Consider the following 26,503-nt stretch of genomic DNA (forward strand, 5'->3'; position numbering starts at 1 on the left):
GCTCAGTGGCGGCGTTCCGGCGGTGGTGGCACCGGTTTCGCCGCGACGACGGCGTCGAGCGGGACCACCACCGGGCCGCGTTTCGTGTCCACCGTGCACGTCGTGGCGTCGCGGGCCAGCAGGGTGCCGAGCGCGTCGGTGAACCCGCCCTCGATCCGGTAACGCACCACGACGCGGGTGCCCACCGGCACGTCCGGCAGTCCGCTCACCGGTTCAGGTGCGCGGTCAGCTCGTCGTCCGAGGGCTCGACCAGGTGCGTGCCGTCCGGCCAGACGATCGTCGGGATGCGCCGCGCACCGCCCTGCAGCTCGCGGACCAGTGCCTCGGCGGCGGCGTCCGCCTCGACGTCGACGTAGTCGTAGGCGACGCCGGTGCCGTCGAGCAGCGCGCAGCTGCGCTTGACGTCGGGGCACCAGCTCGCGCCGTAGACGGTGGGTTTCGTACTCAAGAACGGACCTCCGATGGTTCTGCGTGGATTTTCTCGTGCTCCGCGCCCGAACCCGGTTCGGGGTGGCCGAGGAAGGTCAGCCAGTCACGGAACACGCGGTGCACCGCCTCGGCGCCGACCGGTTCGCCCGGCGCCGGGAACTCCTTCGGGTAGGCGATGAATCCGTGCTGCTGCGTTCCGCCGAGACCGCCGTGCGAGCCGACGTGCGTCTCGAACGGGGAGGCCTGGTCGGAATCCGCGTCGTACCGGCTGTTGATCATGAGATCCGCACAGTGCGGGAACGTGTCGACGCGGCGGACGAGATCGGCCGCGTGCGGGCCGTAGGGCAGCAGCGGGTCCTCGCCGATCACGACGCCGGTCGCGAGCCGGTGCAGCCCGTCGCGGCCCAGCACCACCGGGCCGAACTCCTTGCTGCGTACCAGGATGAAGCCGACGCCGGGGTGATCGACGAGCGTGGGCACCAGTTCGGGGAACTCGCGCTCGATGGTTTCGAAGTCGACGCGGCCCTCGTGCTCGGTGAACGACACCATCGCCAGATGCCCGGACACCACCGCGACCACCCCGGGCGCGACGCGGGTGACCTCGCCGGGCGCGCCGCTCGCGGTACGCGGCCGGTCGTCCGCGCATTCGGCGCCCTCGACCCTGGCCCGCAGCCGTCGCGCGATCAGGCCGCCGCCCGAGGCCGCCTCCGCGAGCCCGGCGTTCACCTGCCAGCTCTCCGCCTGACGTCGCCTGCCCGGCGCCGCCGGCGTCGTCCCGCCGCAGAGCCTGCCGATGTACTCCTGGATGCTCTCGCCGAACCGTTGGGAGAAGGCGTTTCCCTGGGTCTGCCCGTGGTCGGAAAGCACGACGAGGTGATAGCGCCGGGGCGCGATCCGGCTCGCGCGGTGCAGCCGGGCGATCTGCTGGTCGATCGAGCGCAGCACGGCGAGGGTGTCGAAACGCTCGATGCCGGAGTGGTGCGCGACCTCGTCGTAGCCGAGGAAGTCGGCGTAGACGACCGACCGGCCGTCGAGCATGTCGCCGAGGATCGCGGACACCACGACGTCACGGGAGATCACCGTCGTTCCCGGGCGTGCCAACGGGTACAGCCCGCCGCGCGGGACCCGCGGCAGCACCCCGGCCCGCCGCTGCCGCGTCGAGGCGATCAGCTCCCGGCCGACGTCGATCAGCGCGATGATGAACGTGCGCACCGCGTTGACCGGGTTGGCGAAATAGGCGTAGTACCCGTCGCCGACGCGGTGCCGCCCGCGGTGCCGCAGTTTCTTCGGCACGAGCACCGGCACGGAGCTCATCGTCAGGCTGACGTGCTCGGCGTCGCCGCTGAACAGGTTCCCGTGACTCGCGCCGTCCGTCGCGAGCAGCCCGCGCCCGTCGGAGTGCCGCCGTTCGATCTCGGCGGCGTCACCGGGGTGCGCGCACGCCATCACGTGATCGCGATCCTTTTCGTACCACCGGAAACCGAGGATGTCGTGGTTGGAGCCGTGCAGGATCCCGCAGACGCTCGCGCCGGTCTGCGAACTCCAGTCGGTGTGCCAGCGGGTCAGCGCGTGACTGCCCTCGTCGAGCCACGCGGCGAGCGTCGGCATGTCGCCGTCCCGGATCGCGCGGCGCGCGATGTCGTGGCCGAGCCCGTCGATCTGCAGGAACACCACGCCCGGCGGCAGTTCCGCGTCGTGGCCGGTACCGCGCCGCCGGTGGCGGCGGGCCGCGCGGCGGAAGAAGACCTCGTCCTGGTCGATGGCGAGCAGACTGGACAGCGCCACGCTGACCACCGCCATCGCGACGGTCACCAGCACCGCGGTGCCGAAACCGTCGACGCGGACACCGGGCACGGCCTCGAACACCGCGAGCGCGCCCGCGCCGAGCACCAGGAAGCTGCCGATGCCGAGGGTGAAGAACGCGATGGGCATCGCGACCCGCAGGATCAGCGGCCACACCACCGAGGCCAGCACGCCGAGCAGGAACGCGCAGACGAGCCGCTGCCACCAGTGCGGCATCGAGAACCCGTCGAGCCAGACGTCGAGCAGGTGCAGGGCGCCGCTGACGAAGATCCAGATCACCAGGACGCGGGCGACCGTCCGGCCGCCACGCAGCAGCCGTCCCTTTTCCGGGGCCGTGTGCACCGCGGACCTCCTTTCCCGCCGCTTCCTGAGCATCCTGGCGATCAGGTTCGTCGCCACGGTGACCAGCAGGACCAGCACCGTCGCCAGCACGGTGGCGATCAGCGGGGAGTCGAAGACGCCGCCGCTGAGGATGCCCAGCAGGGTGTAGGCGACGGCCCACAGCACACACGCGCCGAGCGAGGCGGGCAGCAGCCGCCGCCACGGGTAGTTCAGCGCGCCTGCGGCGAGCAGGACCGGGATCCGCCCGGCGGGCACCAGCCGTCCGATGACCACCAGCTGCCAGCCCCGCCGGGCGAACTGCTCGCGGGCCTTGGCCAGCCGGTCGGCCTGCTGGCGCCGCGCGATCCAGCGGACCGCGGCCTCGCTGCCGAACTTCGGCACCGCGAACGTCACGACGTCCCCGGCGTAGGCGCCCAGCGTGGCGAGGACGATCACGACCGGCAGCGACAGGTGATCGGTGGTGGTCGCGACGGCGGCCGCCGCGCCGACCACGGCACCGGTCGGGATCACCGGGATGATCGAGCCGAGCAGGACGCCGCCGAAGAGCGCGGGATACCCGATCGCGGACGGGTCGGACCAGTTCACGCCGGATCCGTCGTGGCCGGCAGGGCGACGTTTTCGCCGGGTTCGGTGAGCAGGACCTCGCAGGCGAGCCCGGCGGCCGCGACCGCGGCGGCGAACCGGCGCGGCGGATCGACCAGCAGGCGGCGCATCCGCGCCGTGCGGCGCAGGCCGGGCACGGCCAGGGTGCCCCAGTGCACCGGGACCGCGGCGCGGGCGCGGAGCAGCCCGGCCGCCGTGGCCGCGCGTTCCGGGTCGAGGTGGCCGGGCCCGAGGTTCGGGCCCCAGCCCCAGACCGGCAGCAGCGCGACGTCGACCGGGCCGAACCCGGCCATGCCGTCGAAGAGGTCGGTGTCCCCGGCGGAGTACACCGTGGTGCCGTCCGCGGTGAGCAGGTGCCCGAGCGCGGGACTCTGCGGGCCGTGCGTCAGCCGGGGGCCCCACCGGTGCCCGGAGTGGTCCGCGCGGGTGGCGGTGACCTTGAGCGCGCCCTCGGTGATCGTCTCGCCCTCGGCGATCTCCTCGACGTCGCGGAAACCGCGCCTGGTGAGCCAGGAACCCGCGCCGCGCGGGACGACGATCCGGGTGCCCGCGCCGAGCATCCGCAGCGACGGCGGGTGCAGGTGATCGCCGTGCAGGTGCGAGATCAGCACCAGATCGGCGTCCGCCCAGTACCGGGGGTCCGGTGCCGGGACGACCCTGGTCAGCCCGCCGACGCGCGAGGTCAGCACGGGGTCGGTGAGCACCACCCGGCCGCCGAGTTCGAGCCGCGTCGTCGCATGCCCGAGGAAGCGGAGGTTACTGTGCCGTTCGTTACTGATCCGACCACAGTCACGGCCGAATGGCTTCGTAGCAACGGTGACGTGCTGCGCGGGGGTCGGCCTGCTTTTGGCCGGATCGGTAAAGCCAGTCACATCGTCGAGTATCACCGCTGGTCCCGCGCGACGCCCGGCGGAGTGCGGACTCGCACACTCCGTCCGCCGGTCAGCGCACGGCGAACCGCAGCGACTCCGTGCCCAGTCCGGTCGGGCCGCCGAGCAGGGCGGACGCGCCGATCGGGCGGCGCGCCTCGGCCTCGTCGTAGCGGGCCACAGTGAGGTGCCAGTGGTGGCATCCGGCCAGGTAGTGCTTCAGGCTCCCGACGTGCTCGTCGAGGAGGCGGCGGGTGTCCTCGTCCAGGTCGTAGGCCTCGACCAGCGCGGGCAGCTCGACCGACGCCGCGTGCTCGAACTCGCGCAGCCGGGCGTCGGCCAGGTCGGTCACGACGTCGAACGCGCGTTCCTTCGGGGTGTCGAGGAAGGTCTCGACCACCAGCACGGCGTTGTTGACCTCGCCCTCGAACTGGATCTCCTTCTGGTAGGAGATGACGTCGTTGAGCAGGCCGGGGTAGTCCGCGGCGGAGTGTTCGAGCGCCTGGAGCGGCCGGGTGCGGCGCAGCTCCGGCGGGATCGCGGGCGCGCCGAGCCGCGACAGCGCCATCGTCAGGTCCGCCCCGAACGTCCGGCGCCGCATCTCCAGGTGATCGATCGGATCCGGGACCCGGCGCTGGATCCGGTTTCCCAGCTCCCACAGCCAGCTTTCGAGCATGTCCTCGACGGCGTGACGGAACGCGCGTCGCGCGCGGACCGAGAGCGGTTTCGCCGCGCGCTCCCACAGGTCGGCCAGTCCGCGCTCCAGCGGGGTCAGCGCTTCGGGCATGGGTTCGCACTCGGTCGGCATGAACGACGACAGCCGCTCGGTGGCCGCCTTCGCCGCGGCGAAGTCCCCGGCCCGGCCGAACAGCTCGGTGTAGTAGTCGTCGGCGTAGGTGCCCCAGGCCATCCAGCCGCTGGTGACGTCGAGCCTCCCGGGGCTCGCGTCCGGGTGCGTTCCGGCGGCGCACAGGGCGGCGTCGACCGCGTCGAGCTTGCGCCGGTCCCAGACGACGTCGTCGAGGAGACCCATGCGTTCCGCCCACGCGGCCGTCCGCTCGCGGGCGCCGTCGAGATGTGGGTTGAGCCGGAGCGGGAACGGCATCCGCAGCGACGGCCGCGACCGGGCTCCGACGGTCTGGTACGGCAGGTGCCGGTAACCGCGCAGGCGTTGCGGTGCGGTCGCGGCCACGGAGGTGAAGACCCGGGCGGCCGAGGTGCCGAGCCCGGCGGGCCCGCCCAGCAGCTCGGGGCCACCACGGCTGGTCAGCGCCCCTTCGTTCATGTAGCGGCTCGACCGCAGATGCCATTCGTGCCCGCCGGCCTGCCAGTCCTGCAGGCCCTTGACGTAGGCGGCGGTGGCGGCGCGGCCTTCGGGATCGACGTCGTGTTCTTCGAACAGCGCGGGTACCTCGGTGAGCGCGGTGTGCTCGTACTGGTGCAGCCGTGAGGTGATGAGGTCGTTGACCGCATCGGCGGCTTCCTGGGTGCCAAGGCCGAGGAACTTCTCCAGCACCAGGACGCCGTTCGACAGTTCGCCCTCGTCGGTGACCTCGCGCTGGTAGGAGAACAGGTCGTTGCGCAGGTGGACGCTGTCGGCGAAGCAGTCGCGCAGCACGCGCATCGGCCTGCTCGCGGCGATCTCGGCCGGTACCTCGGCGTGCACCGAGTGCTCGACGAGGTTCGCCGACCACGGCGCCCCGCCGACCTTACGGCGCATCTCGATGTACTCGATCGGGTTAGCGATCCGGCCCTCGGCGATGTTGGCCAGTTCCCACAGCGACTCTTCGAGCAGGTTCCTGGTGCTTTCCACGAACCGGCGGCGCCAGTCCGCCGACCGCGCGGGCACGGTGCGGTTCCAGAGATCGGTGAGCCCGCGCTCCACCGGGTTCTCCGGCTGCGCGGTGACCTCTCCGGTGACCGGCATGAACTCCGCGAGCCGGTCGAGATAGGCGCGGGCGCCGACGATGTCGCCGGTCCGCTTGTACAGCTCGAGGAAGTGGTCGTCGAAGTAGAAGACCCAGACGTACCAGTCGGTGATCAGGTCGAGTTCCTCCGCGCCCGCGTCCGGATGTGTGTACGAGCAGAGCAGCGCGTAGTCGTGCGAGTCGAGGTCGTGCTCGCTCCAGATCACCGTGCCGTGCTGCGGCACGTCGATCATGTCCATGTCGTACGCCCAGGCCTTGCTGTGCTCCCGCGCGGTTTCGAGGTGCGGGTTCAGCCTGGCCGGGTGGGGCAGATAGAACTCGGGGAGTACGAACGGCTGCACGGCGGTGTACCTGGCCTTCCGGCGTTCTGCGACACACGGTCCCGACCCGCTGAGGCAACCAAACGCCGCGCCGTCCCGCCAAGGTCCCCGCCGGGGTTGCACACGATCGGGAAGGCCGGGTCCCCCGCCCGGACCAGCGTCGCTGACCGGTGGGTCAGCCCCGGGTGACCCACAAGCCGCACACCGCGCCCACTCCGCCGGGCGGCGGCCACGGGCGGTGTCCGGAGCGGTTTCTGACGCCGTTCGGGGCAGAACCGGTGCGCCGAACGCCGTGTTTTGACCGTATTTGTCCGTTTAGCTTGGTTATTAACCAACGATCGTCGGTAGTGCGTTGGTTGCCGAGAAACAAGGGTGGGCCGTGTCCCCACGACGCGCGACCCCCGGGGTCGCGCCCGGAACAGACCGGCACAACTGGAGGAAGTTCATGGCTCTCCGGAAAAACCTCGCCGTGTTCACCGTCCTGTCCGCCGCGGCGCTCACCACCGGTGTGTGCTCGTCCGCGGCCACGGCGAGCCCGCTCGCCTTCGCCCAGATCCAGGAGGCCGCGATCACCCAGGCTTCGCAGGTCGCCGACGGCCTCGGCGCCGCGTCGGGCGGGGTCTACCTCGACAACGGCAAGGCCGTCGTCAACGTCCTCGACGACGCCGCCGCGCAGAAGGTCCAGGCGGCGGGCCTGACGGCGAAGAAGGTCGCGCACAGCTTCGCCGCGCTGACCGGTGTCAAGGAGTCGATGGACACCGTCCGCAACGTCCCGCAGACCACGTGGGGCATCGACACCAGGACCAACCAGGTCGTCGTCACCGTCTACTCCGCGGCCACGAAGTCCACTTCGGACACCGTGACCGCCGCGGCGGCGAAGCACGGCGACGCCGTCCGTGTCGAGCACAAGACCGGCAAGCTCGAACTGCACATCAAGGACGGCGACGCGATCAAGAACGAGCAGGGCCGCTGCTCGCTCGGCTTCAACGTCAAGAAGGGCAGCACCCCGTACCTGCTCACCGCCGGGCACTGCACCAACCTCGGCGGCACCTGGGCGGGCGGCGACGTCAGCGGTGCCAAGGTCGTCAAGAGCGACTGCCCCGGCGCCGACTCCGGCTACCTGACCCGCCCGAACGGCAGCGGACCCGGCGAGGTCAACACCGGCCAGAAGATCACCAGCGCCGGCACGCCGACCGTCGGCGAGAAGATCTCGAAGCAGGGCTCGACCACCGGCGGCGGCACCGGGGAGGTCACCTCGGTCGACCAGTCGGTGAACTTCGACGTCGGCGTGCTCAACCACGAGTTCGGGACCACCGCGCACACCGACCACGGTGACTCGGGCGGCCCGGCCTACGACGGCTCGAAGGGCCTCGGGACGCTGTCGGGTGGCGACACCCAGACCAGCTACTTCTACCCGCTCACCCTGGAGTTGCAGGCCTACGGCCTGACCCTGGCCTGATCCCCGCGTTCTCCCGAAGGTCCGTGGGGGCCTCCTTGAGGGACTCTAGGTCCCTTGGGGAGGCCCCCACGGACCTTCACCGTCCGGGCGCTCCGGTGTCCTGTGTGGACGTCCGAAATGGTCGTCCGGCAGGCGCCGGATGATCAGCGCCGCGCCGATGTGCTGCAGCTGGACCGGATCGGCCGGGTCGAGACCGGTCAGCGTGACCGCGCGGCGGACCCGGTAGTCGACGGTGTTCGGGTGGACGTGCAGCTGGGCCGCGGTCCGCCGCCGGTTGAGCCCGTGCCGGACATAGGTTTCCAGCGTCGCCAACAGGTCCCGGTGCGTTTCCAGCGGCGCGAGCAGCCCGCCGAGCTCCGCCCGCGCCGGGCTCGGCCGGGTCAGCTGGTACTCCAGCATGAGGTCGGAAAGCCGGTAGAACCCGTGTCCCCGGCCGAACGCCTCGGCCAGCTCGGCGATGTCGGCCGCCTGGTCGGCCGCGCCCGGCACCTCGGCGGGCCCGGCGAGGACCCCGCCCGCCGTGACCTCGACACCGGCCGCGTGGCCGAGCCGCGTCACCAGCGTTTCGTCGGCCGCCCAGTTGTGTTCGGCGGTGTTGTCCGGGATCAGCACGGTGCCACCGGACGTGTCGAGCAGTGCCAGTACCGCTTCCCCCGCCGTGCGCGCGAGTTCGCCGGTGGCCCGGTGGATCTTGTGCCTGCCCGCCATCACGCCGCCCGCGCCGGGCCGGTCTTCGGAAGGGTGCCTGCCGAAACGCAGGTGGAGCACCAGAAAACGGCGCGGAAGCGGGAGTCCGGCCCGCCGCGCCTGGTCGTCCGGCGGGTCGCCGCGCAGCAGTGCCGAAAGCAGCGCGTGCCGGTGGTGGTGCTCGTCCAGGTCCCGCAGGTGCCGCTCCGCCAGGTACGCGGCGGCGACGGCGGCGTCCACCCCGGCCAGGCAGCCGAGCGTGAGTTCGGCGCAGGTCACGACATCGGGCAGGTCTTCGGCGGACGCCTCGGCGACCAGCTCGCGCCAGGCCGCCATCGTGCTCGCGTGGCAGACGGACAGTACGGCGTCCAGCGGGATTCCCTCGCCCGCCCGGCGGGCGGCGGAGGCGGTCAGCGGGCCGGCGAGGTCGGCGGGCCCCGGGACATCGCGGTCGTGGAGGGACCGCGCGAGGACGCGGAGGTTTTCCTCGGTCGATTCGGTGATGCTCCCCAGTTCCCGCACCGGCGAGCCGCCAGGAGAACCGATTTCGCGGGCGAACTCCTCGGCCAGCCGGTGCGCCAGTCTTCGTTGTTCGGCGGACAGCCACTGGTGGAGCACTTTGCCGCCGACGGTGAGCGGCTCGGGGTGGTCGGTCACCAGACCCGTCTACCACCGTCGGCACCGCGGTGCTTGCTCCGTACGGGTGCGATTCGCGCGTTAAGGGTTTTCCCGTTTCCCGCGAAGGATGACGATCTGTCGTCAGTCCACTGAGGACTCTCGGGTGGGTGTCGCCGAGGACTTCCCGGGATGTTCGCCGTCCGTCCGCCGGGTATGGTCGTGATCATGCTGGCCGCATTCGTCGAACGCCTCGGCGGACCGGAGGAGATCCGGTTCGGCGCGCTCCCCGAACCGCGGCCGGGCGCCTCCGAGGTGCTCGTCGAGGTGCTGGCGACCACGGTCAACCACGTGGACACGTTCATCCGCTCCGGGCTCGTCCCCGCTCCGGTCACGTTCCCGTTCGTGCTGGGCCGCGACCTCGTCGGCCGGGTGGCCGAGGCGGGCGCGGGCGCGCCGGGGATCGCGCCCGGCGACCTGGTGTGGTGCAACAGCCTCGGCCACGGCGGGCGGCAGGGCGCCGCCGCCGAGCGGGTGGTGGTCCCCGCGGACCGGCTGTACCCGCTGCCCCCGGACACCGACCCGGTCGACGCCGTCGCGGTCGTCCACCCCGCCGCCACCGCGTACCTGGCGCTGGTCACCCACGGCCGGGTGCGCGCGGGGGAGACCGTGGTGGTCGCGGGCGCCGCGGGCAACGTCGGCAGCGCGCTGGTCGAACTCGCCGTCGAAGCGGGCGCGAAGGTGATCGCCACCGCGTCGGGCGCGGACCTCGACTACTGCCTCGGCCTGGGCGCGGCGGAGGCCTACGACTACCACGATCCGCGGTTGCCCGGCTGCCTGCGCGGGGCCGCGGACCTGTACGTCGACACCTCCGGCACCAACGATCTCGGCGCGGCGGTGGGCACGCTGGCCTTCCGCGGCCGGATCGTGCTGCTCGCCGGGGCGACCAGCAGGCCGGTCCTGCCCGCGGGTGAGCTGTACACCCAGGACCGGTCGATCCTCGGCTTCGCCATCTCCAACGCCACCGCCGCGGAACTCGCGGACGCCGCCGTCGCGCTCAACCGGCGCTTCGCGAGCGGCGGGCTGCGGCCACGGATCGTCGAGCTCGGCAGGCTCGCCGAGCTGGCCGAGGCGCACCGCAGGCTCGAACGCGGGGAACTGCGCGGACGCCGGTTCGTGCTGCTCACCGACGCCGCCGGAAAAACCTGAGCGGTCTGTCGATCGCCGGGCCGCCCGTTCGACGCGTCTGGTGAACGGCCGTGCGGAACGGCCCATACCTGGAGGTGGACAGATGTTGCTCGACGGCAGGAACGCGGTGGTCTACGGCGCGGGCGGGGCGATCGGGGGCGCGGTGGCCCGCGGGTTCGCGAAGGAGGGCGCGACGGTGTTCCTCACCGGACGCACCGCGGCGAAGCTCGACAAGGTCGCCGAGGACATCCGCGCCGAGGGTGGCCGGGCCGAGACGGCCGTGGTCGACGCGCTGGACGAACGGGCCGTCGACGCCCACGCCGACGCCGTCGTGGCGAAGGCCGGGAGTCTCGACATCTCCTTCAACCTCATCACGCACGGCGACGTTCAGGGGACGCCGATGGTCGAGATGTCCGTGGCCGACTACCTCCAGCCGGTCGCGACCGGGGTGCGCACGACGTTCCTCACCGCGCGGGCGGCGGCGCGGCACATGAAGCGGCAGCGGTCCGGGGTGATCCTGGTGTTCGGCGGCGACGGCGACCCGGTGCGCGAGTTCCACGTCGGCGGCCTCCAGGCCGGGTTCGCCGCGCTGGAGGCGATGCGGCGGCAGATCTCCGCCGAGCTGGGTCCCTTCGGCGTGCGCGCGGTGACGATGCGGACCGGCGGCATCCCGGAGGTCGTCCCGCCGGACCTGCCGGGCGGCGAGGAAATCGTGGCCGGCCTGGAAAAGGCGACCATGCTCGGCCGCTGCGCGACCCTGTCCGACGTCGGCGAGGTCGCCGCGTTCGTCGCCTCCGACCGCGCCCGCAGCATGACCGCGGCCACCGTCAACATCAGCTGTGGGGCTCTGGTGGACTGACCCGCCGCGCCGCGACCACCCGCCGCCAGTGCTCGGCCGCCTCGGTCATCTCGTGCCCGAGGTGCTCGAAGACCTCGCCCATCTCGTCGAGCCGGGCACCGGCGGGGGTGGCGGTGCCGAGCAGGCCGGCGCCGTGCCGGGCGGCGTTCGCCCACCGTTCGACCGAGCGGAAGCTCGCCGCCCACGCGCGGTACCAGGCGTCCCCGTCCACCAGGTAGCGCTCGCGCCGCCGTTCGTCGCGGACCCGCCGCAGCAGTTCCAGCTTTTCCAGGTAGGCCACGGCTTTCGAGACCGACGCCGGGCTGACCCCGAGCCGGTGCGCGAGCTCGGCGGCGGTCCGGCTGCCGGTGTCGCTCAGGTACAGCGACACGAACACGCGTGACATCATCCGCGGGAACCCCGACCGCGTCATCAACGCGGCGAACTCCGCTTCGAACTCGTCGATCGCCGCGGTGGCCCGGCCGTAGCCGGTTTCGGCCGGCTCCGGCGCCGGGACCGGTGGCCCGCCCCGGCGAGCGCGCCGTCCCGTCGCCAGCTGGGCGTGCTCGGCCCGGTAGCCCCGCGCGCCGCCGTTGCGGGCCACCTCGCGGCTGACGGTCGACGTCGGCCGCCCGAGCCGCCGGCCGATCTCGGCGTACCCCAGCCCTTCGGCGAGTCCGTCGGCGATCCGCCGCCGGTCCTCGGAGGTCAGCCGTCCTCCCGGCATTCCCGCCTCCTGGTGCGTTCATCGTCAGTCATTGCAATTCGTGTCGAATGTTGTTGCGTTCGACGTCAGGATCATTGCAATTATTCTCGGGAAAAGCCATAAATAGTCCCGAAAAACACCGTCTTGAAATTGCCGCTACAGAAAACGCAACGTAGCGTTCGTGGTACCGGAAACCTGACGAACGCCGAGGAAGAACCACCATGACCCAGTCACCGTCCACCGCGGAACCGCTGCCGATGACCCACGTTCCCGGCCGCCCCTTCGACCCGCCCGCCGAGCTGGCGGAGCTGCGCCGCGCCCGGCCGCTGAGCCGGATGGCCTACCCCGACGGGCATGTCGGCTGGCTGGCAACGAGCCACGAGCTCGTCCGCGCGGTGCTCGCCGACGCCCGGTTCAGTGCCAGGGCCGAACTGAGCCACCCGCCGATCCCCGGCGCGGGCGGTGGCACCGGGCAGCCCGCGCCTCCCGGCATCTTCAACCAGACCGACCCGCCGGTGCACACCCGCTACCGGCATCTGCTCACCGGGCAGTTCACCGTGCGGCGCATGCGCCTGCTGACCGAGCGCGTGGCGGAGATCACCGCGGACTGCCTCGACGAGCTGGCCCGCGCCGGGGACTCGGCCGATCTCGTGCGGGCGTTCGCGCTGCCGGTGCCGGGGCAGGTGATCTGCGAGCTGCTCGGCGTCCCCGAGGCGGGCCGGGAGCGGTTCCAGGACCGCGCCCAGATCCTCATGCAGGCCGACGCGGCGCCGGAGGAGCGGTTCGCCGTCTACACCGAAATGCAGTCCTACCTCGGGGAACTGGTGCGGGGAAAGCGGGCCGAGCCCACGGACGACCTGCTCGGCGGTCTCGCCGGGAGCGACCTCACCGACGAGGAGCTGACCAACGTCGCCTTCACCCTGCTGGGCGCCGGTTTCGACACCACGGCCAACATGATCGCGCTCGGTGCCTTCGCGCTGCTGGAAAACCCGGCGGTGATCCCGGTGCTCGCCGAAGGCCCCGACGCGGTGGGCCGCGTGGTCGAGGAGCTGTTGCGCTATCTCAGCATCATCCCGTGCACGGTCCGCGTCGCGCTGGAGGACGTCGAGCTCGCCGGGCAGCTCGTCAAGGCGGGCGAGGCCGTCACGGTCTCGGTCCCGGCGGCCAACCACGACCCGGCGCGGTTCGCCGATCCGGAGGTATTCGACCCGCACCGCAACGCGGCCGGGCACGTCGCCTTCGGGCACGGCGTCCACCAGTGTCTCGGCCAGCAGCTCGCGCGCGTCGAGATGCAGGTCGCGTTGCCCGCGCTGTTCGCGCGGTTCCCCGGGCTGCGGCTCGCCGTCCCGGCCGGGGACGTGCGGCTCTCGGTGGGCTCGATGATTCTCGGGCTGCGTGCGCTCCCGGTCACCTGGGCCGCGGGGTAGCCGGGCGTTCCCGCCGGCTCGGCCTTCGCGTTAGGGTGACCGGGCAGGGGCGAGCAGGGGAGACGGGGGAGCACGTGGGCATTCTGGACAAGATCCGCGGCGAGTTCATCGACATCATCGAATGGCTCGACGACAGCCGCGACACGATCGTCTGGCGTTTTCCCCGGTACGAGAACGAAATCAAGATGGGCGCCAAGCTCACCGTGCGCGAGTCGCAGGCGGCCGTGTTCGTCAACGAGGGCCAGGTCGCCGACGCCTACCCGCCCGGCATGTACACGTTGCAAACGCAGAACATGCCGATCCTGTCCACGCTCAAGGGCTGGAAGTACGGGTTCGACTCGCCGTTCAAGGCCGAGGTGTACTTCGTCAGCATGCGCCAGTTCGCCGATCAGAAGTGGGGCACGCTGAACCCGGTCATCGTGCGTGACCCGGAGTTCGGCATGGTCCGGCTGCGTGCCTTCGGCGGCTATTCGCTGCGCGTGATCGACCCGCCCGCGCTGTTGCGGGAGCTGGCCGGGACCGATCCGCAGTTCCGCACCGAAGAGGTCGAGGAGCAGATCCGCGGGATCATCGTGGGCAGGCTCGGCACCGCGCTCGCCTCCTCCGGGGTGCCGATGCTCGACCTGGCCACCCAGCAGGACCGGATCGGTGACCAGCTCGCCGTGGCACTCAGCAAGGAGCTCGCGCCGCTCGGCCTCCAGATCCCGAAGTTCGTCATCGAGAACATCTCGCTGCCGCCCGAGGTCGAGGCCGCGATCGACAAGCGCAGCCAGCTGGGCATCGTCGGGAATCTCGACCAGTACACGCAGTTCCAGTCGGCGCAGGCGATCGAGGCCGCCGCCCACAACGAGGGCGGCGCGGGCGAGGGCCTCGGCATCGGGCTGGGCATGGCGCTCGGCCAGCGCGCCGCCGGTGCCGGGACGGCGCCGCAACCCCAGCAGCCCCACTACGCGCCGCCGCAACAACAACCGCAGGCGCCCGCGGTCCCGCCGCCGCTGCCGCAGGCCGAGCAGTGGTTCCTCGGCGCGAACGGCCAGCAGCTCGGCCCGTTCGACCGCGCCCAGCTCGGCCGGCAGGTCGCGGGCGGCACGTTGCGCGCGGACACGCTGGTGTGGCGGGCCGGGATGGCGGGCTGGCTGCCCGCGCAGCAGGTGCCCGAGGTCGCGCCGTTGCTGGCGAGCACCCCGCCGCCGTTGCCGCCGCAGTAGCCACGGCAGCAGCGATCGTCTGGAGGGGGCCCGATGACCGATCCCTACGCGCAGCACCAGTTCCAGCAGCAGGCCGGTCCGGTCGCCGCGCACACCTATCCGTGCGGCGGCTGCGGCGCGCGGGTCCAGTTCGCGCCCGGCACCTCCGTGCTGAAGTGCCCGTACTGCGGGTTCCGCCAGCAGATCGCGGCGAGCGACCGGCGGATCAGGGAGATCCCGTTCGCCGAACTGGCCGTGCTGCCGAGGAAACCGGTGGGCAGCATCGGCGCGTACGTGCTCGCCTGCCAGCGCTGCGCGGCGCGGTCCGAGACGAACGAGACGGCGAGCCTGTGCCAGTTCTGTGGCGCGCCGCTGGTCGTGGACGCCACGGCGACCGGCCAGATCGTGCCCGAGGGGGTGCTGCCGTTCCAGCTCGACCGCGCGCACCTGCGGCAGTCGCTGGGCAAGTGGACCTCCTCGCGCTGGTTCGCGCCGAGCGCGCTGAAGAAGGTGACCGAGGCCGAGTCGACCAAGAGCACCTACGTTCCACATTGGACATACGACTCGCAGACCGTTTCGGCCTACTCGGGCTCACGGGGCGAGTACTACTACGTCACCGAGTACTACACCGACAGCGAGGGCAACCGGAAGTCCCGCCGGGTCCGCCGCACCCGCTGGTATCCGGCGTCGGGCACCGTGGCGCGCGCGTTCGACGACGTCCTGGTGGCGGGCAGCCTCGTGCTCCCCGGCAAGCGGCTGGACGACCTCGCGCCGTGGCCGTTGCCGGAGGCGGCGCCCTACCAGCCGCAGTACCTCGCCGGACATTTCGCGCTGCGCTACGACGTCGAGCCCGAGAACGGGTTCGAGGAGGCCAAGCGGCGGATGGCGCCGATCATCGCCGAGGACTGCCGCCGCGACATCGGCGGCGACGTGCAGCGCGTCGACGCGGTGGACACGCGGCACAACGCCGTGACGTTCAAGCTGATGCTGCTACCGGTGTGGATCGCCACCTATGTCTACGCTGGCAAGAACTGGCAGGTGCTGGTGAACGGCCGGACCGGCGAGGTGCACGGCGAACGCCCCTACAGCAAGGTGAAGATCGCGATCGCGGTCGTCATCGGTCTCCTCGTGCTGGGCCTGGTGGCGTACTTCGTGTTCCGCTCCACGGGATCGCACCCCCACTGAGGATCACGGCGCCCGCAGGCTGTCCAGCTCCGCCTCGAAGAGCGCGGCGGGATCGAGGCCCATCCCGGCGAAGTGCCCGGCCAGTTCCAGCGAGAGCGCGCCGTGCACGCGGGTCCAGAAGGTGAGCGCCCGCCCCTGTGCCGCCGCGGTGTCCGGGAGCGTGGGCCGGGCGGCGACGAGGATCGCGTAGATCTCGTTGGCGATCTCGGTGATGTCGGCGGGCGAGTGGTAGCCGGGGACGGGGGTGCCGTAGATGAGGAAGTACCGCTGGGGATCGGCGAGCGCCCAGCGCCGCGTGGTCCGGCCCAGTTCGGCGAGATCGGCCTCGCCGCTCGCGGCGGCCTCGGCCATGGTGTCGGCCAGGCTGCGGTAGGCGTCCCCGATGAGCTCGGTGATCAGGTCGTCGCGGCCGGCGTAGTAGCGGTAGAGCGCGGGCCCGCTCATCCCCAGCCGCTTGGCGATCGCGTTGAGCGACAGCGCGGACGCCCCCGCCGTCGCGATCTGTTCCCAGGCCTGCTCCTTGATGTCCGTGCGCATCCGCGCCCGGTAGCGCTCGCGGGGTGACGAGGTCGCGGCGTCCGCCATGAGCGCCTCCGTCCGCATAGTTACAGGCTTTAACCAATGGTAGCTACTGTAAGAGACGTGAGGTATCGTCTTGACGGGTGGGCCGGATGGTGACACGTTCGTTATGGAGCGTCACCGACGCTACGCGCCGTAGTGGTCAGCGCAGCCGGTAGGCCGAGTCCGCGCCCGCGCGTTCGTAGTCCCGCTGGACCTTGGCGAAGAAGGCGGCCTTGGTGCGGGTGTAGTCGTCGTAGTCCGGATCGTCCGCGTGCGCGGCGGCGGCCCGCTCCTTCGCGGCCTCGTAAGCGCGCCGCCCGGCGGTGTCGGTGCGCAGCCAGTCGCGGAACAGCACCGAGTACGACCACCACGGCGAGCCGAGCTTGCGGACGTGCAGGATCGCCGGGAGGCCGGGATCCGCGCGCACGTACAGCCGCTTGCGGTAGTCGTCCTCCGGTGCCAGCGCCGGATCCTTGATCTGGTCGCGGTACACCCCCGGAGAGTCGGGCCGGGCGCCGCGCGCGGGGACGAAACCGAGTGCGTGCAACGCTTCGTCGACCGCGGAGCCTTCGCCGGGCAGCGGCCGGACGCCGAGCTGGAGGTCGACGAAGGGCTTGGCGCGCAGGTCCGGCACCGACGTCGACCCGATGTGGTCGTAGGTCCAGGAACCGTCGTCGAACTCACGCAGCGCGGTCCGCAGCCGGTGCAGCAGCCGCTCCGCCGAGACCGGGTGGGCGGGATCGTGGTCGCGCAGCACGGCTTTCGGGGACGGCGGGCGGGACTGCCCGGCGACCACCTTCGCGAACGGGAGAACGCGCTCGCGGATCAGCCGCCCGGCCGCCACGGCGTCGTCGGCGAGGACGACGTCCGCCGCGACGTCCGGGGTGGCCGAGACGATCAGGGCCGCGAGGCCGGGCCGGTCGACGACCTCGGCGGCGAACAGGTCCGGTTCGCCGGACGGCGTCAGCAGTTCGGCGGTCCGCTCGGCGAAGCGGCTTCGCAGGATTTCGATGCGCAGCACGGGTTCTCCTCGGGAAGTGCGGCTCGGTTCCCGCCGGGGATGCTAGTGGCGATGCCGGTGAGGACGCGGTCAAGTCCGACGGCGAACGCGCGTTCCAGCCGGTCGGCGGCGTGCGGTTGTTCAGCTTCGACGATGACGCGGGTGAAGCGGGGATAGCGGCCGCTCGCGATGATCGCCGGACCGTATTCGCCCTGCTGTGCCATCCACTCGTCGTGGCTCAGCCCGGTGCGGTGCGCGGCGTCCGCCTCGGCCAGTTCGGCGAGGACCTGGCCGCGGACGAACGCGAAAACCGTGCCGAGACACACCAGCATCTCGTCGGCGGACAGGCCGAGCCCGTCGAACACCGACAGGGACAGCTCCAGTGCGGCGAGGCTGTGCGGGCCGTGCGTCTGTCTGCCCGCGGCCAGCGCGGCGAACCACCGGTGCCGCAACGCGGTCTCCCGGTACAGACACGCCAGTGCGGTCAGATCGGCACGCCAGTCGCCGCCGGGGGTGAAGTCGTTCGTCTCGGCCGCGACGGCGTCGATCATCAGCTCGAAGATCTCGTCCTTCCCCCGGACGTAGCGGTAGAGCGAGGCCGTTCCGGCGCCGAGCCCGGCCGCGATCCGGCGCATCGACAGCGCGTCGATGCCTTCGGCGTCGGCGATCCGCACGGCGGTGTGCGCGAGGTCGTCGCGGCTGAACGCCGGTTTGGGCCCGCGGGTGCCCTGCTCGGGGCGCATCCAGATCACGTCGTCCACGGGCGCGATTATTGCGAATGGCGTTCGGGGTTTGCTACCGTGGGGCTAACTGCGAACATCGTTTCTAGTTTCCGCTGGGGGGAGTCATGACCTACGACGTCGTCGTCGCGGGGGCGGGCCCGGTCGGCCTGCTACTGGCCGCCGAACTGCGGCTCGGCGGTGCCAGGGTGCTGGTGCTCGAACGGGACGCCGATCCGGCGCGGCCGCGCAAGGCGGGGTCGATGGGCGCGCGGGCGCTCAACGGTCCGTCCGTCGCCGCGCTGCATCTGCGTGGCCTGGTGCCCGCGCTCCGCGAGAACGCTTTCTTCTGGTACGACCCGGAAAACGAGGAGGAACCGGCGGAGGAAGGTGCCGGGTCGTTCGAGCCCGGGTTCATCGGGCACTTCGCCGGGATCGGGATTCGCGCGGACCGGCTGGACTTCACCGATCCCGAGCTGACCGGGGAACCGCTCGGTGCCGGGGTGGTCGCGCAGCAGGACCTCGAAACCGTGCTCGCCCGGCACGCCGCCGGGCTCGGCGCCGAGATCCGCCGGGGTGTGGCGGTGACCGGGTTCGCCGCCGGGGAGGGTGGGGTCCGGGTGCGGGCCGGGGCCACGGAGATCGAGGCGGGCTGGCTGGTCGGCTGCGACGGCGGGCGCGGCACGGTCCGCAAGCTCGTCGGGTTCGATTTCCCCGGTGTGGACCCGATCTTCACCGGACGTCAGGCCATTGTGGACATGACGGGCGGCGAAGGGCTGACCGCGTCGGACTGGCGGCCAGGGGTGAACGGGTCCTATGTGGTCGGTGGCTGGGGCGAGGACGGGAAGTCCCGCGTGCACACGGTCGAGTTCACGCCGCCGCCCGACCGCGACACCGAGGTCACCGCGGCGGAGATCCAGGACAGCCTGCGTCGGCTGAGTGGTGTCGAGGTCACGGTCACCGCGGTGCACGCGGCGACCCGGTACGCCGACACCACCCGGCAGGCGAGCACCTACCGCCGCGGCCGGGTGCTGCTGGCCGGCGACGCCGCCCATGTGCATTCCCCGGCCGGAGGTCAGGGGCTCAACCTCGGTCTCGGCGACGCGATGAACCTCGGCTGGAAGCTCGCCGCCGTCGCGCGGGGCTTCGCGCCGGAGTCCCTTGTGGACACCTACACCGCGGAACGGCATCCGATCGGTGCCTGGGTTCAGCGATGGAGCATGGCCCAGACGGCGGTCAGCGTGCCCGGCGACCCGCGTGTCGCGGCGCTGCGCGAGGTACTGGGCGAACTTCTCGACACCCCGCACGGCGCGACGTACGTGCTCAAGAAGATCGGCGGCGGGTGGCAGCACTACGACCTGCCCGGTGACCATCCGCTGCTCGGCCGCCGGGCGCCCGATTTCGTACTGGGCGACGGGACAACGTTCGCCGGGCACGCCGCGACCGGCGCCGGGATCCTGCTCGACCCGCGCGGCGAGGTCGGCGGGATCGCCGCGCCGTGGGGCGACCGGGTCCGGGTCGTCACGGCCGCTCCCGTCGGCTTTCCCGACGCCCCCGCCGCGTTCGTCCGGCCGGACGGCTACGTCGCGTGGGTGAGCGGCGGGCAGGAGACGCTGGCGGATTCCCTGCGCGCCTGGCTCGGCGAGCCGTCCGCGTCCCGGTGATCGGGACCGCGATTTCCCTTCCAGACGGTTAAGTCCTGTGTTTACGGGACTTCTGCGCGCGGCTCCGGATGGCTACGGTGAGGTGTGCGCCGAATGCGCGTGTCACCGCTGATGGGGAGATGATCCATGTCGCGTGTCCGTACGCTGTTCGCCCTCGTCGCCGCGGCGTTGCTCGCGGTGGCGGTGCCCGCGACGGCGGCCCCGAACCCGGCTCCGAGTCTGGAAAGGCCTTACGGCGTCGAAGGGTTGTACCTGCTCAACAGCCGGTACAACGGCGACGTCGGCGCCACGCGCGGCTGGCAGGTGACCTGGCAGGTGCCCGCGGTCAGCAACGGCAAGGACGCCTGGGGCGCGGTCGGGGAGTGGTACTACAACCTCGAATCCGGGATCTACTACAACAACGACGTCGGCTGGGCGGTGTACTTCTTCGGCGACGACAACGGCCTGGAGAACAACCCCGACTGCACGCAGACCTGGACCACCGGCAGCATCTGCCGCGGCCTCTCGCACCTGAAGGTCGGCAAGCAGGTGACCTTCACCTACGAGTACTGCAAGTCCGACAGCCAGATCTGCCTGTACACCGACCTGCACGACGGCAAGGGCCGCCGGTTCCTGGCCTCGGACAAGCGCAGCACCGTCGAGATGTACGCCCACGACATCGAGACCTTCGCCGACGGCAACCGCGTCGAGCCGAAGATCCCGTGCGACAAGCCGACCAAGATGGTCAAGCAGTCGGTCAAGGGCACCGACGGCCAGTGGACGACGATGACCGGGAACAGGTGGAAGTTCGAGGACACCAGCCCCCGCTACCAGTTCCGCAACGTCAAGACCTCGGCGAACCCGGCGAACTGGGAAAGCTGCTCGGGCTGAGCTGCCCGCCGGTCCGTGAATGCCACATTGAGGGACTCAGAGTCTCTCGATGTGGCATTCACGGACCATCACCGCGCGGCCAGGGAGTCGTCCCCTCCAGCGCTTCGATGTCCTCGTTGAACCGGCGCAGCAGCTCGAAGAACGTGTGCCGGTCCTCGGTGGCCCAGTGCGTCATGATCCGGTCGAGGCCCTCGCGGTGCTGGGCCTGGTCCCGGCCCAGCTTCCGCCTGCCCGCCCCGGTGGCGCGCAGTTTCCGCGCGAGCCCGCCGCCGGGGTCCGGGATGCGCTCGGCGAGCCCCTGCCGCAGCAGCGCGGCGACCTGCCGGTTGACCGTGGAGACGTCGAGACCGAACGCCTCTGCCAGCTCGCGCAACGACATCGGCCCGCCCGCTTCCAGCCTGCTGAGCAGTAGGAACGCCGAGCGTTCCAGCGCGAGCGGGGCCGCGACGCTGTGGGGCAGCACCTGGTGGCGGCTCAGCAGTTTCAGCTCGCGGCTGAGCCCGTTCAGCACGTCGACGTGATCACGTACGGTCCGTTCGCCGGTCATGGATGTGTATGATCCACAACGTGTGTATCGTGCACAAACTGACTCGCTGGGGTAGTCGTGTCTCGTTCGGGTGACTCGCGGAGCCCGTCCCTGATCGTCGTGGTCCTCGCCTCGTGCGGACTGGTCGTCTCGTTCATGCAGACGCTGGTCGTGCCGCTGATCCCGGCGTTCCCGCGCCTGCTGGACACCACCGCGACCAACGCGTCCTGGGTGGTCACGGTGACGCTGCTGGCGGCCGCCGTGGTGACACCGGTGAGCGGCAGGCTCGGCGACCTCTACGGCAAGCGCAGGGTCGTCGTGGCGAGCCTCGTGGTCCTCGTCGGAGGCTCCGCGCTGTGCGCCTTGACCAGCTCGCTCGCGCTGATGATCGTCGGCCGCGCGCTGCAAGGGCTTTCGATGGGGATCATCGCGCTCGGCATCAGCATCATGCGGGACGAACTCCCGCCCGAGCGCATCGGCGGCGCGGTCTCGCTGATGAGCGCGACTCTCGGCGTCGGTGGCGCGCTCGCGCTCCCGATCGCCGCGCTGGTCGCGGAAAACCTCGACTGGCACGTACTTTTCTGGGGTTCCACCGTGCTCGGCGCGATCTGCCTCGCGCTCGTCCTGCTCGTGGTGCCGGAGTCCCCGGTGCGCGCACCCGCCCCGTTCGACTACCTCGGCACGCTGGGCCTCGCCGCCGGGCTGATCTGCCTGCTGCTCCCGATCGTCAAGGGCGGCGAATGGGGCTGGGGCGACGGGACCACGCTGGGTCTCGCCGCCGCGTCGGTGGTGATTCTGGCGGTGTGGGGCTGGTACCAGCTGCGCCGCCGTGCCCCGCTCGTCGATCTCCGGGTGTCCGCGCGACGGCCCGTGCTGTTCACGAACCTGGCCTCGATTCTCGTCGGTTTCGCCCTGTACGCCCTGTTCCTGTCGTTCCCGCAACTGTTACAGGCGCCCACGACGACCGGGTACGGGCTGGGCCTGAGCATGCTGCTCGCCGGGCTGTGCCTGATGCCGAACGGACTGGTGATGATGCTGTTGTCACCGGTGTCGGCGCGGCTGATCGGCCGGTACGGCGCGCGGATCACGCTGATGATCGGCTCGGCGGTGATCGCGCTCGGCTACGTCTTCGTGCTTTTCCTGCCGGACAACGCCTTCGAGCTCGTCGTCGCGTCGGTGATCATCGGCGCCGGGGTCGGCATCGCCTACGCCGCGATGCCCTCGCTGATCATGGGCGCGGTGCCGGTCAGCGAGACCGGCGCGGCCAACGGGCTCAACTCGTTGATGCGCGCGATGGGCACGTCCATCTCCAGCGCGGTGATGTCGATGACGCTCGCGAACATGACGGTCACCGTCGGCGCGGTGACCGTGCCCTCGCTGGCCGGTTTCCGCGTGACGTTCGCCGTCGCCGGGGTGGCGGCACTGGCGGGCATCGCGTTCACCGCGCTGGTGCCGAAGACGAGGCAGGACACCGGCGAACTCGTCGCGGCCTAGCGCGCTCCCCGAGTCACGGGTATCGCGCCGAGCGCGGTCGCCGCGGAGCAGCGCGGACCTCGTCGCGGCGCGTGCTCACCTGCCGAGTCCTGGGGTACCGGTCGCCCAGGCGCGCGCGGCCGACGCGGCGATCGTGTCGATGCGTGGCGGGTCGACGACATGGCGGAGGTTCCCGCCGACGGTGAGGGCGGCGACGCCGTGCGCGATCGACCACAGTTCGGCGGCGCGATCCACGAGCTCCGCCGGTGGGACGTGAGGCGAGAGCGCTTTCGCCAGCTGTGTCTGGACGCGGCGGGTCTGGTCGAGTAGCTCGGGATGGGCGGTCTTGTCGATTCCGGCGGCGAACATGACCTCGAACCGTGCTGGGTCCTCACGGGCGAACGCGACGTAGGCGACGGCGATCTGCGCGGCGCGGCCGGTGAGCGTCGGCTCCAGTGCGAGGGCGGTGAACCGCGCCTCCAGTTCGGTGAAAGCGTGTTGGGCGGTGGCGGCGAGCATCGCGTCGCGGTCGGCGAAGTGACGGTATGGCGCCGAGGGGGACACGCCGGCGCGGCGGGCGGCCTCGGAAACGCTGAATCCCTTCGCGCCACGTTCCCGGACCAGCTCGATGGTCGCGTCCAGGAGCGCGTTCCGCAGATCGCCGTGATGATACCTGTCTCGCCCAGCCATGGATCCTCCCAATGTTGAAGCCTCTCACATACTTGGCTACGCTCAATGTGAGAGCTTATTACATCGAGTGTGAGCGGCCGGCTGGCCGTGGACGGGAGACCGATGCGGTACACAGGGACCACCGCGCTCGTGACCGGGGCGAGTTCCGGGATCGGCGCCGAGTTCGCGCGCCGGCTGGCTCATCGTGGCGCGGACGTGGTGCTCGTCGGGCGACGGGAGGACGCGTTGCGGGAACTGGCGGCGGACATCACCGCGCGGACGGGACGCCTGGCGCGTCCGGTGGCGTTCGATCTGCACACCGAGCGCGGCGGGCCGCTGCTCAAGAAGCGGCTGGACGCGCTGGGGATCCGGGTGGACACAGTGGTCAACTGTGCCGGTATGGGGCTGACCAAGTCGTTCGCGGACTCCACCGAGGACGAGGTGCGCGCGCAGCTGCACCTCGACATCGTCGCCCTGGTGGAGATCTGCCATGCCTTCCTGCCGGATCTGGTCGCCTCCGGGCGTGGTGCGTTGCTGAACGTCGGGAGCCTGACCGGATACCTGCCGGTGCCCTTCATGGCCGTCTACTCGGCGGCGAAGGCGTTCGTGATCCGCTTCACCGAGGCGCTCGCGCACGAGCTGCGCGCCGCGGGGCCGACGGTGATGGTTGTCTCGCCGGGACCGACGCGCACCGAGTTCTACGCGCGTGGCGGCACCGACACCAGCGGCACCCGGTTCCAGACACCGGAGCAGGTGGTGACCACGGCGCTGAAGGCACTCGACCGGCGTACCCCGCCGGTCAGCGTCATCTCCGGTGGCGCGAACCGCCTCGTCCGCCGCCTCGTCGCACTGCTGCCGGCCCGCACCGCGCTCAAGCTCGCGGAGTCGCGACCTGCCACGTAACCGGCAAGCGCGGCCGTCGAAAGCCCGGCGGGACCCCGGCGAACCGTGTGACGTGTCAGGACGGACTGTCCCTTGGTCCGTGATCCCTGAGTGCTAGTCGAGGTCGACGCGCACGGTGAGCAGGTTCGTGCCCACCGTGCGCACGACGAGACTGTTGAACCACGGCAGTTTCCGCAGCCGTGCCCTCGGATCGTCTTCGTCCACAATGGACGCGGTGCCGGTGTGCCAGCGGCCCTTGACCTGGAGCCGGACTCGCGGCTGCGCCTCCAGGTTGCGGACGTACTGCGCGTGGCGGCCGAACTCGGTGACGATCCAGTACGTCGAGTTCTCCAGCCGTCCGCCGACCGGGGTCCGCCGGGGCAGTCCCGAGCGCCGCCCGACGGTTTCGAGCACGGCCTCCCCCGGCAGGAACCGGGCGACGCGGCGGGCGATCGGGTTGGCCACGTGCCGCTGGAACCACAGGACGGCCGGGGGCGGCGCCGGGCGCCGGGCCGCGTCGGCCAGCAGGAACCGCAACGTGCCGTGGTGGAGCGGCGTGATGAGCGTCCACACCACGCGGCTCAGCGTGGAGCGCAGCTCGACGAAGGTCGACAGCGTCACCGCGGATTCGCTCGTGCGCAGGACGAGGTTCGCGCGCAGCCCGATACGCCAGACGACCGAGATCCGGATGTGGTCCTCGCCGCGTTCGTCGATCGTCCAGCCCAGCAGGTGCTCCGCCGACCGGAGCGGACCGAGCCGCGCGCCGAGCAGTGACCAGCCCACGACGAGGAAACGCCGCAACGGCCCGGATTCCAGCACGCCCCGCAGCCACTGTTCGGGGGTACGCGTCCGCGCCTTCGCCGTGTCGAGGCGGAACGTGTCCGCGTAGTCGACACGGTCGAGCTCGGCCAGCGCGCGGATCTCCCCGGGCGGGTCGATCTTCGTCACGGTCGGCATGTCTGTCCCTTTCGGACGGTCAGAGCAGCGGCGGCACGACGGCGTCGATGAGGTGCGGGCCGGGCTCGGCCAGCGCTCGCGCGAGCTGCTCGGACAGTTCCTCCGCGGTGGTGGCCCTCGTGGCCGGAACGCCCATCCCCTCGGCGATCTTGACGAAGTCCATGTCCGGCCGCGACAGGTCGAGCAGTGCGTTCGCCCTGTCGCCACCGCTTTCCGCGCCGACCCGCTGCAACTCCAGCCGCAGGATCGCGTACGCGTGGTTGTTGAGCACCACGGTTGTCACGTTCAGGTTCTCGCGTGCCTGCGTCCACAGCGCCGAAATCGTGTAGAGCGCGCTACCGTCGGACTGCAGGTTGAGCACCGGCCGGTCCGGCGCCGCGATCGCGGCGCCGGTGGCCACCGGCATGCCGTAGCCGATGGCACCACCGGTCAGCGTCAGCACGTCGTGACGGGGCGCGCCCGCGGTCGCCGCCGGCAGCAGCAGCCCGGAGGTGTTGGCCTCGTCGGCGATGATCGCGCGCTCCGGCAGCAGCGCGCCGATCACCTCGACCCAGTTCTGCGTGGTCAGCGGCCCGGAGGGCACCGCGGGCCGGGAAGGCTCCTGCAGCACCGGTTCGGTGTCCGCGGCGACCAGCTCGGCGACGTCGTTGAGCGCGGTGACGACGTCTTCGCCGACCTCGGCGAGCGTGTGCACCCGCGCGCCCTCCGGCACCAGGTCGCTCGGTTTCCCGGGGTAGGCGAAGAAGGAAACCGGTGCCTTCGTCCCGGCGACGATCACGTGCTTGACGCCGTCGAGCTGGTAGGCCACCTGTTCGGCGAGGTAGCCGAGTCGCTCGATCGAGGGCAGCCCGGCGCCGCGTTCCAGCCGTGCCGGGAAGGTCTCGGCGAACACCTTCGCCCCGGTCGCCGCCGCGATCCGGCTCGCCGCCCGCAGCCCCGCCTCGAAGCAGGCGCCGCCGCCGATGAGCAGCGCGACCGGCTCGTCGCCGGTCAGCGCCTCGGCGACGTTCTTCACCGCGGTTTCCTCCACCGGCCTGGGTGCTCGCGGCGCGACGGGCGCGGCGACCCGGCCGCCCTCGCCCCACGAAACGTCCGCGGGCAGGATCAGCGTGGCTACCCGGCCGGGGGCGTCCTGCGCGGCCGCGACCGCCGCGGCGGCGTCGGCACCGATGTCCCCGGGGCTTTCCGAACGGCGGACCCAGCCTTCGAGCGAGCCGGCGACGGCCTCGATGTCCGACTCCAGCGGTGCGTCGTACCGCTTGTGGTAGGTCGCGTGATCGCCGATGACGTTGACGACCGGGGTGTGCGCGCGGCGGGCGTTGTGCAGGTTCGCCAGGCCGTTGCCGAGGCCGGGGCCCAGGTGCAGCAGCGTCGCGGCCGGCTTGCCCGCGATGCGCGCGTACCCGTCCGCGGCGCCGGTGACCACACCCTCGAACAGTCCGAGCACGCCCCGCATCTCGGGCACGGAGTCGAGCGCGGCGACGAAGTGCATCTCCGACGTGCCGGGGTTGGCGAAGCACACGTCGACACCGGCGTCCACCAGCGTGCGGATCAGGGACTGGGCGCCGTTCGGTTCAGTCATGCTCTGCGCTTTCT

Annotated in this window: 24 protein-coding genes; 10 read left to right on the forward strand and 14 right to left on the reverse strand. The window is 71.5% G+C overall.

Going from position 1 to position 26,503, the window contains the following annotated elements; translation table 11 throughout:
- Window positions 1-2 precede the first annotated feature (2 nt).
- The 5 genes from ABD987_RS26630 to ABD987_RS26655 all read right to left on the reverse strand — a co-directional run bounded on the left by ABD987_RS26630 (window position 3) and on the right by ABD987_RS26655 (window position 6,315).
- On the reverse strand, window positions 3-209 hold the full coding sequence (locus tag ABD987_RS26630; protein WP_345399319.1) for a putative acetyltransferase: 207 nt from the start codon (window positions 207-209) through the stop codon (window positions 3-5).
- The gene (locus ABD987_RS26635; RefSeq protein ID WP_345399322.1) at window positions 206-448 is read right to left on the reverse strand and encodes a glutaredoxin family protein; all 243 of its coding nucleotides are present in this window, start codon (window positions 446-448) and stop codon (window positions 206-208) included. The genes ABD987_RS26630 and ABD987_RS26635 overlap by 4 nt, the downstream gene beginning before the upstream one ends.
- Window positions 445-3,159, reverse strand: a complete 2,715-nt coding sequence (locus ABD987_RS26640) for a VTT domain-containing protein (RefSeq protein WP_425551092.1) — start codon at window positions 3,157-3,159, stop codon at window positions 445-447. The genes ABD987_RS26635 and ABD987_RS26640 overlap by 4 nt, the downstream gene beginning before the upstream one ends.
- Window positions 3,156-3,956, reverse strand: a complete 801-nt coding sequence (locus tag ABD987_RS26650) for an MBL fold metallo-hydrolase (protein ID WP_345399971.1) — start codon at window positions 3,954-3,956, stop codon at window positions 3,156-3,158. Before ABD987_RS26650 ends, ABD987_RS26640 begins: the two co-directional genes overlap by 4 nt.
- 163 nt (window positions 3,957-4,119) lie before the next feature.
- Window positions 4,120-6,315 carry a terpene synthase family protein gene (locus tag ABD987_RS26655; protein ID WP_345399324.1) on the reverse strand — a complete coding sequence of 732 codons (2,196 nt, stop codon included), beginning with the start codon at window positions 6,313-6,315 and terminating at the stop codon, window positions 4,120-4,122.
- Window positions 6,316-6,739: 424 nt separating this feature from the next.
- Here ABD987_RS26655 and ABD987_RS26660 point away from each other — a divergent pair, with 424 nt between their 5' ends.
- Window positions 6,740-7,753 (forward strand): S1 family peptidase, encoded by a 1,014-nt coding sequence (locus tag ABD987_RS26660; protein ID WP_345399327.1) that lies wholly within the window; start codon window positions 6,740-6,742, stop codon window positions 7,751-7,753.
- 45 nt (window positions 7,754-7,798) lie between these two features.
- On the opposite strand, the gene ABD987_RS26665 is transcribed toward ABD987_RS26660, so the two are convergent.
- Window positions 7,799-9,097 (reverse strand): PucR family transcriptional regulator, encoded by a 1,299-nt coding sequence (locus ABD987_RS26665; protein ID WP_345399330.1) that lies wholly within the window; start codon window positions 9,095-9,097, stop codon window positions 7,799-7,801.
- A gap of 186 nt (window positions 9,098-9,283) precedes the next feature.
- On the opposite strand from ABD987_RS26665, the gene ABD987_RS26670 reads away from it, so the two are divergent.
- Window positions 9,284-10,264 (forward strand): NADPH:quinone reductase, encoded by a 981-nt coding sequence (locus tag ABD987_RS26670; protein ID WP_345399333.1) that lies wholly within the window; start codon window positions 9,284-9,286, stop codon window positions 10,262-10,264.
- An 82-nt stretch (window positions 10,265-10,346) separates the two neighbouring features.
- Window positions 10,347-11,102, forward strand: a complete 756-nt coding sequence (locus ABD987_RS26675) for an SDR family NAD(P)-dependent oxidoreductase (protein WP_345399336.1) — start codon at window positions 10,347-10,349, stop codon at window positions 11,100-11,102.
- Here the strand turns inward: ABD987_RS26675 and ABD987_RS26680 are convergent.
- Entirely contained in the window at window positions 11,077-11,808 is a 732-nt protein-coding gene (locus ABD987_RS26680) for a GbsR/MarR family transcriptional regulator (protein ID WP_345399339.1), read from the reverse strand. The genes ABD987_RS26675 and ABD987_RS26680 overlap by 26 nt on opposite strands.
- A 200-nt stretch (window positions 11,809-12,008) precedes the next feature.
- On the opposite strand from ABD987_RS26680, the gene ABD987_RS26685 reads away from it, so the two are divergent.
- The 3 genes from ABD987_RS26685 to ABD987_RS26695 all read left to right on the forward strand — a co-directional run bounded on the left by ABD987_RS26685 (window position 12,009) and on the right by ABD987_RS26695 (window position 15,586).
- Window positions 12,009-13,214 (forward strand): cytochrome P450, encoded by a 1,206-nt coding sequence (locus ABD987_RS26685; protein ID WP_345399342.1) that lies wholly within the window; start codon window positions 12,009-12,011, stop codon window positions 13,212-13,214.
- A 74-nt stretch (window positions 13,215-13,288) separates the two neighbouring features.
- Window positions 13,289-14,422 carry an SPFH domain-containing protein gene (locus ABD987_RS26690; protein WP_345399345.1) on the forward strand — a complete coding sequence of 378 codons (1,134 nt, stop codon included), beginning with the start codon at window positions 13,289-13,291 and terminating at the stop codon, window positions 14,420-14,422.
- A 33-nt stretch (window positions 14,423-14,455) separates the two neighbouring features.
- The gene (locus tag ABD987_RS26695) at window positions 14,456-15,586 is read left to right on the forward strand and encodes a TFIIB-type zinc ribbon-containing protein (RefSeq protein WP_345399348.1); all 1,131 of its coding nucleotides are present in this window, start codon (window positions 14,456-14,458) and stop codon (window positions 15,584-15,586) included.
- Window positions 15,587-15,589: 3 nt separating this feature from the next.
- Here the strand turns inward: ABD987_RS26695 and ABD987_RS26700 are convergent, their stop codons facing one another.
- The 3 genes from ABD987_RS26700 to ABD987_RS26710 form a co-directional block, all read right to left on the reverse strand.
- Entirely contained in the window at window positions 15,590-16,171 is a 582-nt protein-coding gene (locus ABD987_RS26700) for a TetR/AcrR family transcriptional regulator (protein WP_378214412.1), read from the reverse strand.
- 136 nt (window positions 16,172-16,307) lie between these two features.
- Window positions 16,308-17,168 (reverse strand): GrpB family protein, encoded by an 861-nt coding sequence (locus ABD987_RS26705; protein ID WP_345399354.1) that lies wholly within the window; start codon window positions 17,166-17,168, stop codon window positions 16,308-16,310.
- Window positions 17,111-17,908 carry a TetR/AcrR family transcriptional regulator gene (locus ABD987_RS26710; protein ID WP_345399357.1) on the reverse strand — a complete coding sequence of 266 codons (798 nt, stop codon included), beginning with the start codon at window positions 17,906-17,908 and terminating at the stop codon, window positions 17,111-17,113. The genes ABD987_RS26705 and ABD987_RS26710 overlap by 58 nt, the downstream gene beginning before the upstream one ends.
- An 86-nt stretch (window positions 17,909-17,994) precedes the next feature.
- Between ABD987_RS26710 and ABD987_RS26715 the strand changes: the two genes are divergently transcribed.
- Window positions 17,995-19,530 (forward strand): FAD-dependent monooxygenase, encoded by a 1,536-nt coding sequence (locus ABD987_RS26715; protein WP_345399360.1) that lies wholly within the window; start codon window positions 17,995-17,997, stop codon window positions 19,528-19,530.
- Window positions 19,531-19,656: 126 nt separating this feature from the next.
- Window positions 19,657-20,400: a hypothetical protein gene (locus ABD987_RS26720; RefSeq protein ID WP_345399363.1), complete on the forward strand. Its 744-nt coding sequence runs from the start codon at window positions 19,657-19,659 to the stop codon at window positions 20,398-20,400.
- Window positions 20,401-20,458: 58 nt separating this feature from the next.
- Here the strand turns inward: ABD987_RS26720 and ABD987_RS26725 are convergent, their stop codons facing one another.
- Complete coding sequence (locus tag ABD987_RS26725; protein ID WP_345399366.1) at window positions 20,459-20,947, reverse strand: MarR family winged helix-turn-helix transcriptional regulator; 489 nt, start codon at window positions 20,945-20,947, stop codon at window positions 20,459-20,461.
- A 57-nt stretch (window positions 20,948-21,004) separates the two neighbouring features.
- Here ABD987_RS26725 and ABD987_RS26730 point away from each other — a divergent pair, with 57 nt between their 5' ends.
- Window positions 21,005-22,420, forward strand: coding sequence for an MFS transporter (locus tag ABD987_RS26730; protein WP_345399369.1), 1,416 nt, complete (start codon window positions 21,005-21,007; stop codon window positions 22,418-22,420).
- Window positions 22,421-22,495: 75 nt separating this feature from the next.
- On the opposite strand, the gene ABD987_RS26735 is transcribed toward ABD987_RS26730, so the two are convergent.
- On the reverse strand, window positions 22,496-23,089 hold the full coding sequence (locus ABD987_RS26735; protein WP_345399372.1) for a TetR/AcrR family transcriptional regulator: 594 nt from the start codon (window positions 23,087-23,089) through the stop codon (window positions 22,496-22,498).
- A gap of 102 nt (window positions 23,090-23,191) precedes the next feature.
- Between ABD987_RS26735 and ABD987_RS26740 the strand changes: the two genes are divergently transcribed.
- Complete coding sequence (locus ABD987_RS26740; protein ID WP_345399375.1) at window positions 23,192-23,971, forward strand: SDR family NAD(P)-dependent oxidoreductase; 780 nt, start codon at window positions 23,192-23,194, stop codon at window positions 23,969-23,971.
- A gap of 93 nt (window positions 23,972-24,064) precedes the next feature.
- Here ABD987_RS26740 and ABD987_RS26745 read toward each other — a convergent pair whose 3' ends face one another.
- Together ABD987_RS26745 and ABD987_RS26750 are read right to left on the reverse strand one after the other, a co-directional pair.
- Window positions 24,065-24,907, reverse strand: coding sequence for a nitroreductase/quinone reductase family protein (locus ABD987_RS26745; RefSeq protein WP_345399378.1), 843 nt, complete (start codon window positions 24,905-24,907; stop codon window positions 24,065-24,067).
- Between the two features lie 19 nt (window positions 24,908-24,926).
- On the reverse strand, window positions 24,927-26,489 hold the full coding sequence (locus ABD987_RS26750) for an acetolactate synthase large subunit (RefSeq protein WP_345399381.1): 1,563 nt from the start codon (window positions 26,487-26,489) through the stop codon (window positions 24,927-24,929).
- Window positions 26,490-26,503 lie beyond the last annotated feature (14 nt).

This window comes from Amycolatopsis samaneae (genome assembly GCF_039541975.1).
Lineage (GTDB): Bacteria > Actinomycetota > Actinomycetes > Mycobacteriales > Pseudonocardiaceae > Amycolatopsis > Amycolatopsis samaneae.

Excerpts from the sequence above, each read along its gene's own strand:
- ABD987_RS26725 (WP_345399366.1), bottom strand. The coding sequence starts at position 20,947 with ATGACCGGCGAACGGACCGTACGTGATCACGTCGACGTGCTGAACGGG.
- ABD987_RS26700 (WP_378214412.1), bottom strand. The coding sequence starts at position 16,171 with ATGGCGGACGCCGCGACCTCGTCACCCCGCGAGCGCTACCGGGCGCGG.
- ABD987_RS26695 (WP_345399348.1), top strand. The coding sequence starts at position 14,456 with ATGACCGATCCCTACGCGCAGCACCAGTTCCAGCAGCAGGCCGGTCCG.
- ABD987_RS26675 (WP_345399336.1), top strand. The coding sequence starts at position 10,347 with ATGTTGCTCGACGGCAGGAACGCGGTGGTCTACGGCGCGGGCGGGGCG.
- ABD987_RS26715 (WP_345399360.1), top strand. The coding sequence starts at position 17,995 with ATGACCTACGACGTCGTCGTCGCGGGGGCGGGCCCGGTCGGCCTGCTA.
- ABD987_RS26670 (WP_345399333.1), top strand. The coding sequence starts at position 9,284 with ATGCTGGCCGCATTCGTCGAACGCCTCGGCGGACCGGAGGAGATCCGG.
- ABD987_RS26745 (WP_345399378.1), bottom strand. The coding sequence starts at position 24,907 with ATGCCGACCGTGACGAAGATCGACCCGCCCGGGGAGATCCGCGCGCTG.
- ABD987_RS26660 (WP_345399327.1), top strand. The coding sequence starts at position 6,740 with ATGGCTCTCCGGAAAAACCTCGCCGTGTTCACCGTCCTGTCCGCCGCG.
- ABD987_RS26720 (WP_345399363.1), top strand. The coding sequence starts at position 19,657 with ATGTCGCGTGTCCGTACGCTGTTCGCCCTCGTCGCCGCGGCGTTGCTC.
- ABD987_RS26685 (WP_345399342.1), top strand. The coding sequence starts at position 12,009 with ATGACCCAGTCACCGTCCACCGCGGAACCGCTGCCGATGACCCACGTT.
- ABD987_RS26740 (WP_345399375.1), top strand. The coding sequence starts at position 23,192 with ATGCGGTACACAGGGACCACCGCGCTCGTGACCGGGGCGAGTTCCGGG.
- ABD987_RS26735 (WP_345399372.1), bottom strand. The coding sequence starts at position 23,089 with ATGGCTGGGCGAGACAGGTATCATCACGGCGATCTGCGGAACGCGCTC.
- ABD987_RS26750 (WP_345399381.1), bottom strand. The coding sequence starts at position 26,489 with ATGACTGAACCGAACGGCGCCCAGTCCCTGATCCGCACGCTGGTGGAC.
- ABD987_RS26680 (WP_345399339.1), bottom strand. The coding sequence starts at position 11,808 with ATGCCGGGAGGACGGCTGACCTCCGAGGACCGGCGGCGGATCGCCGAC.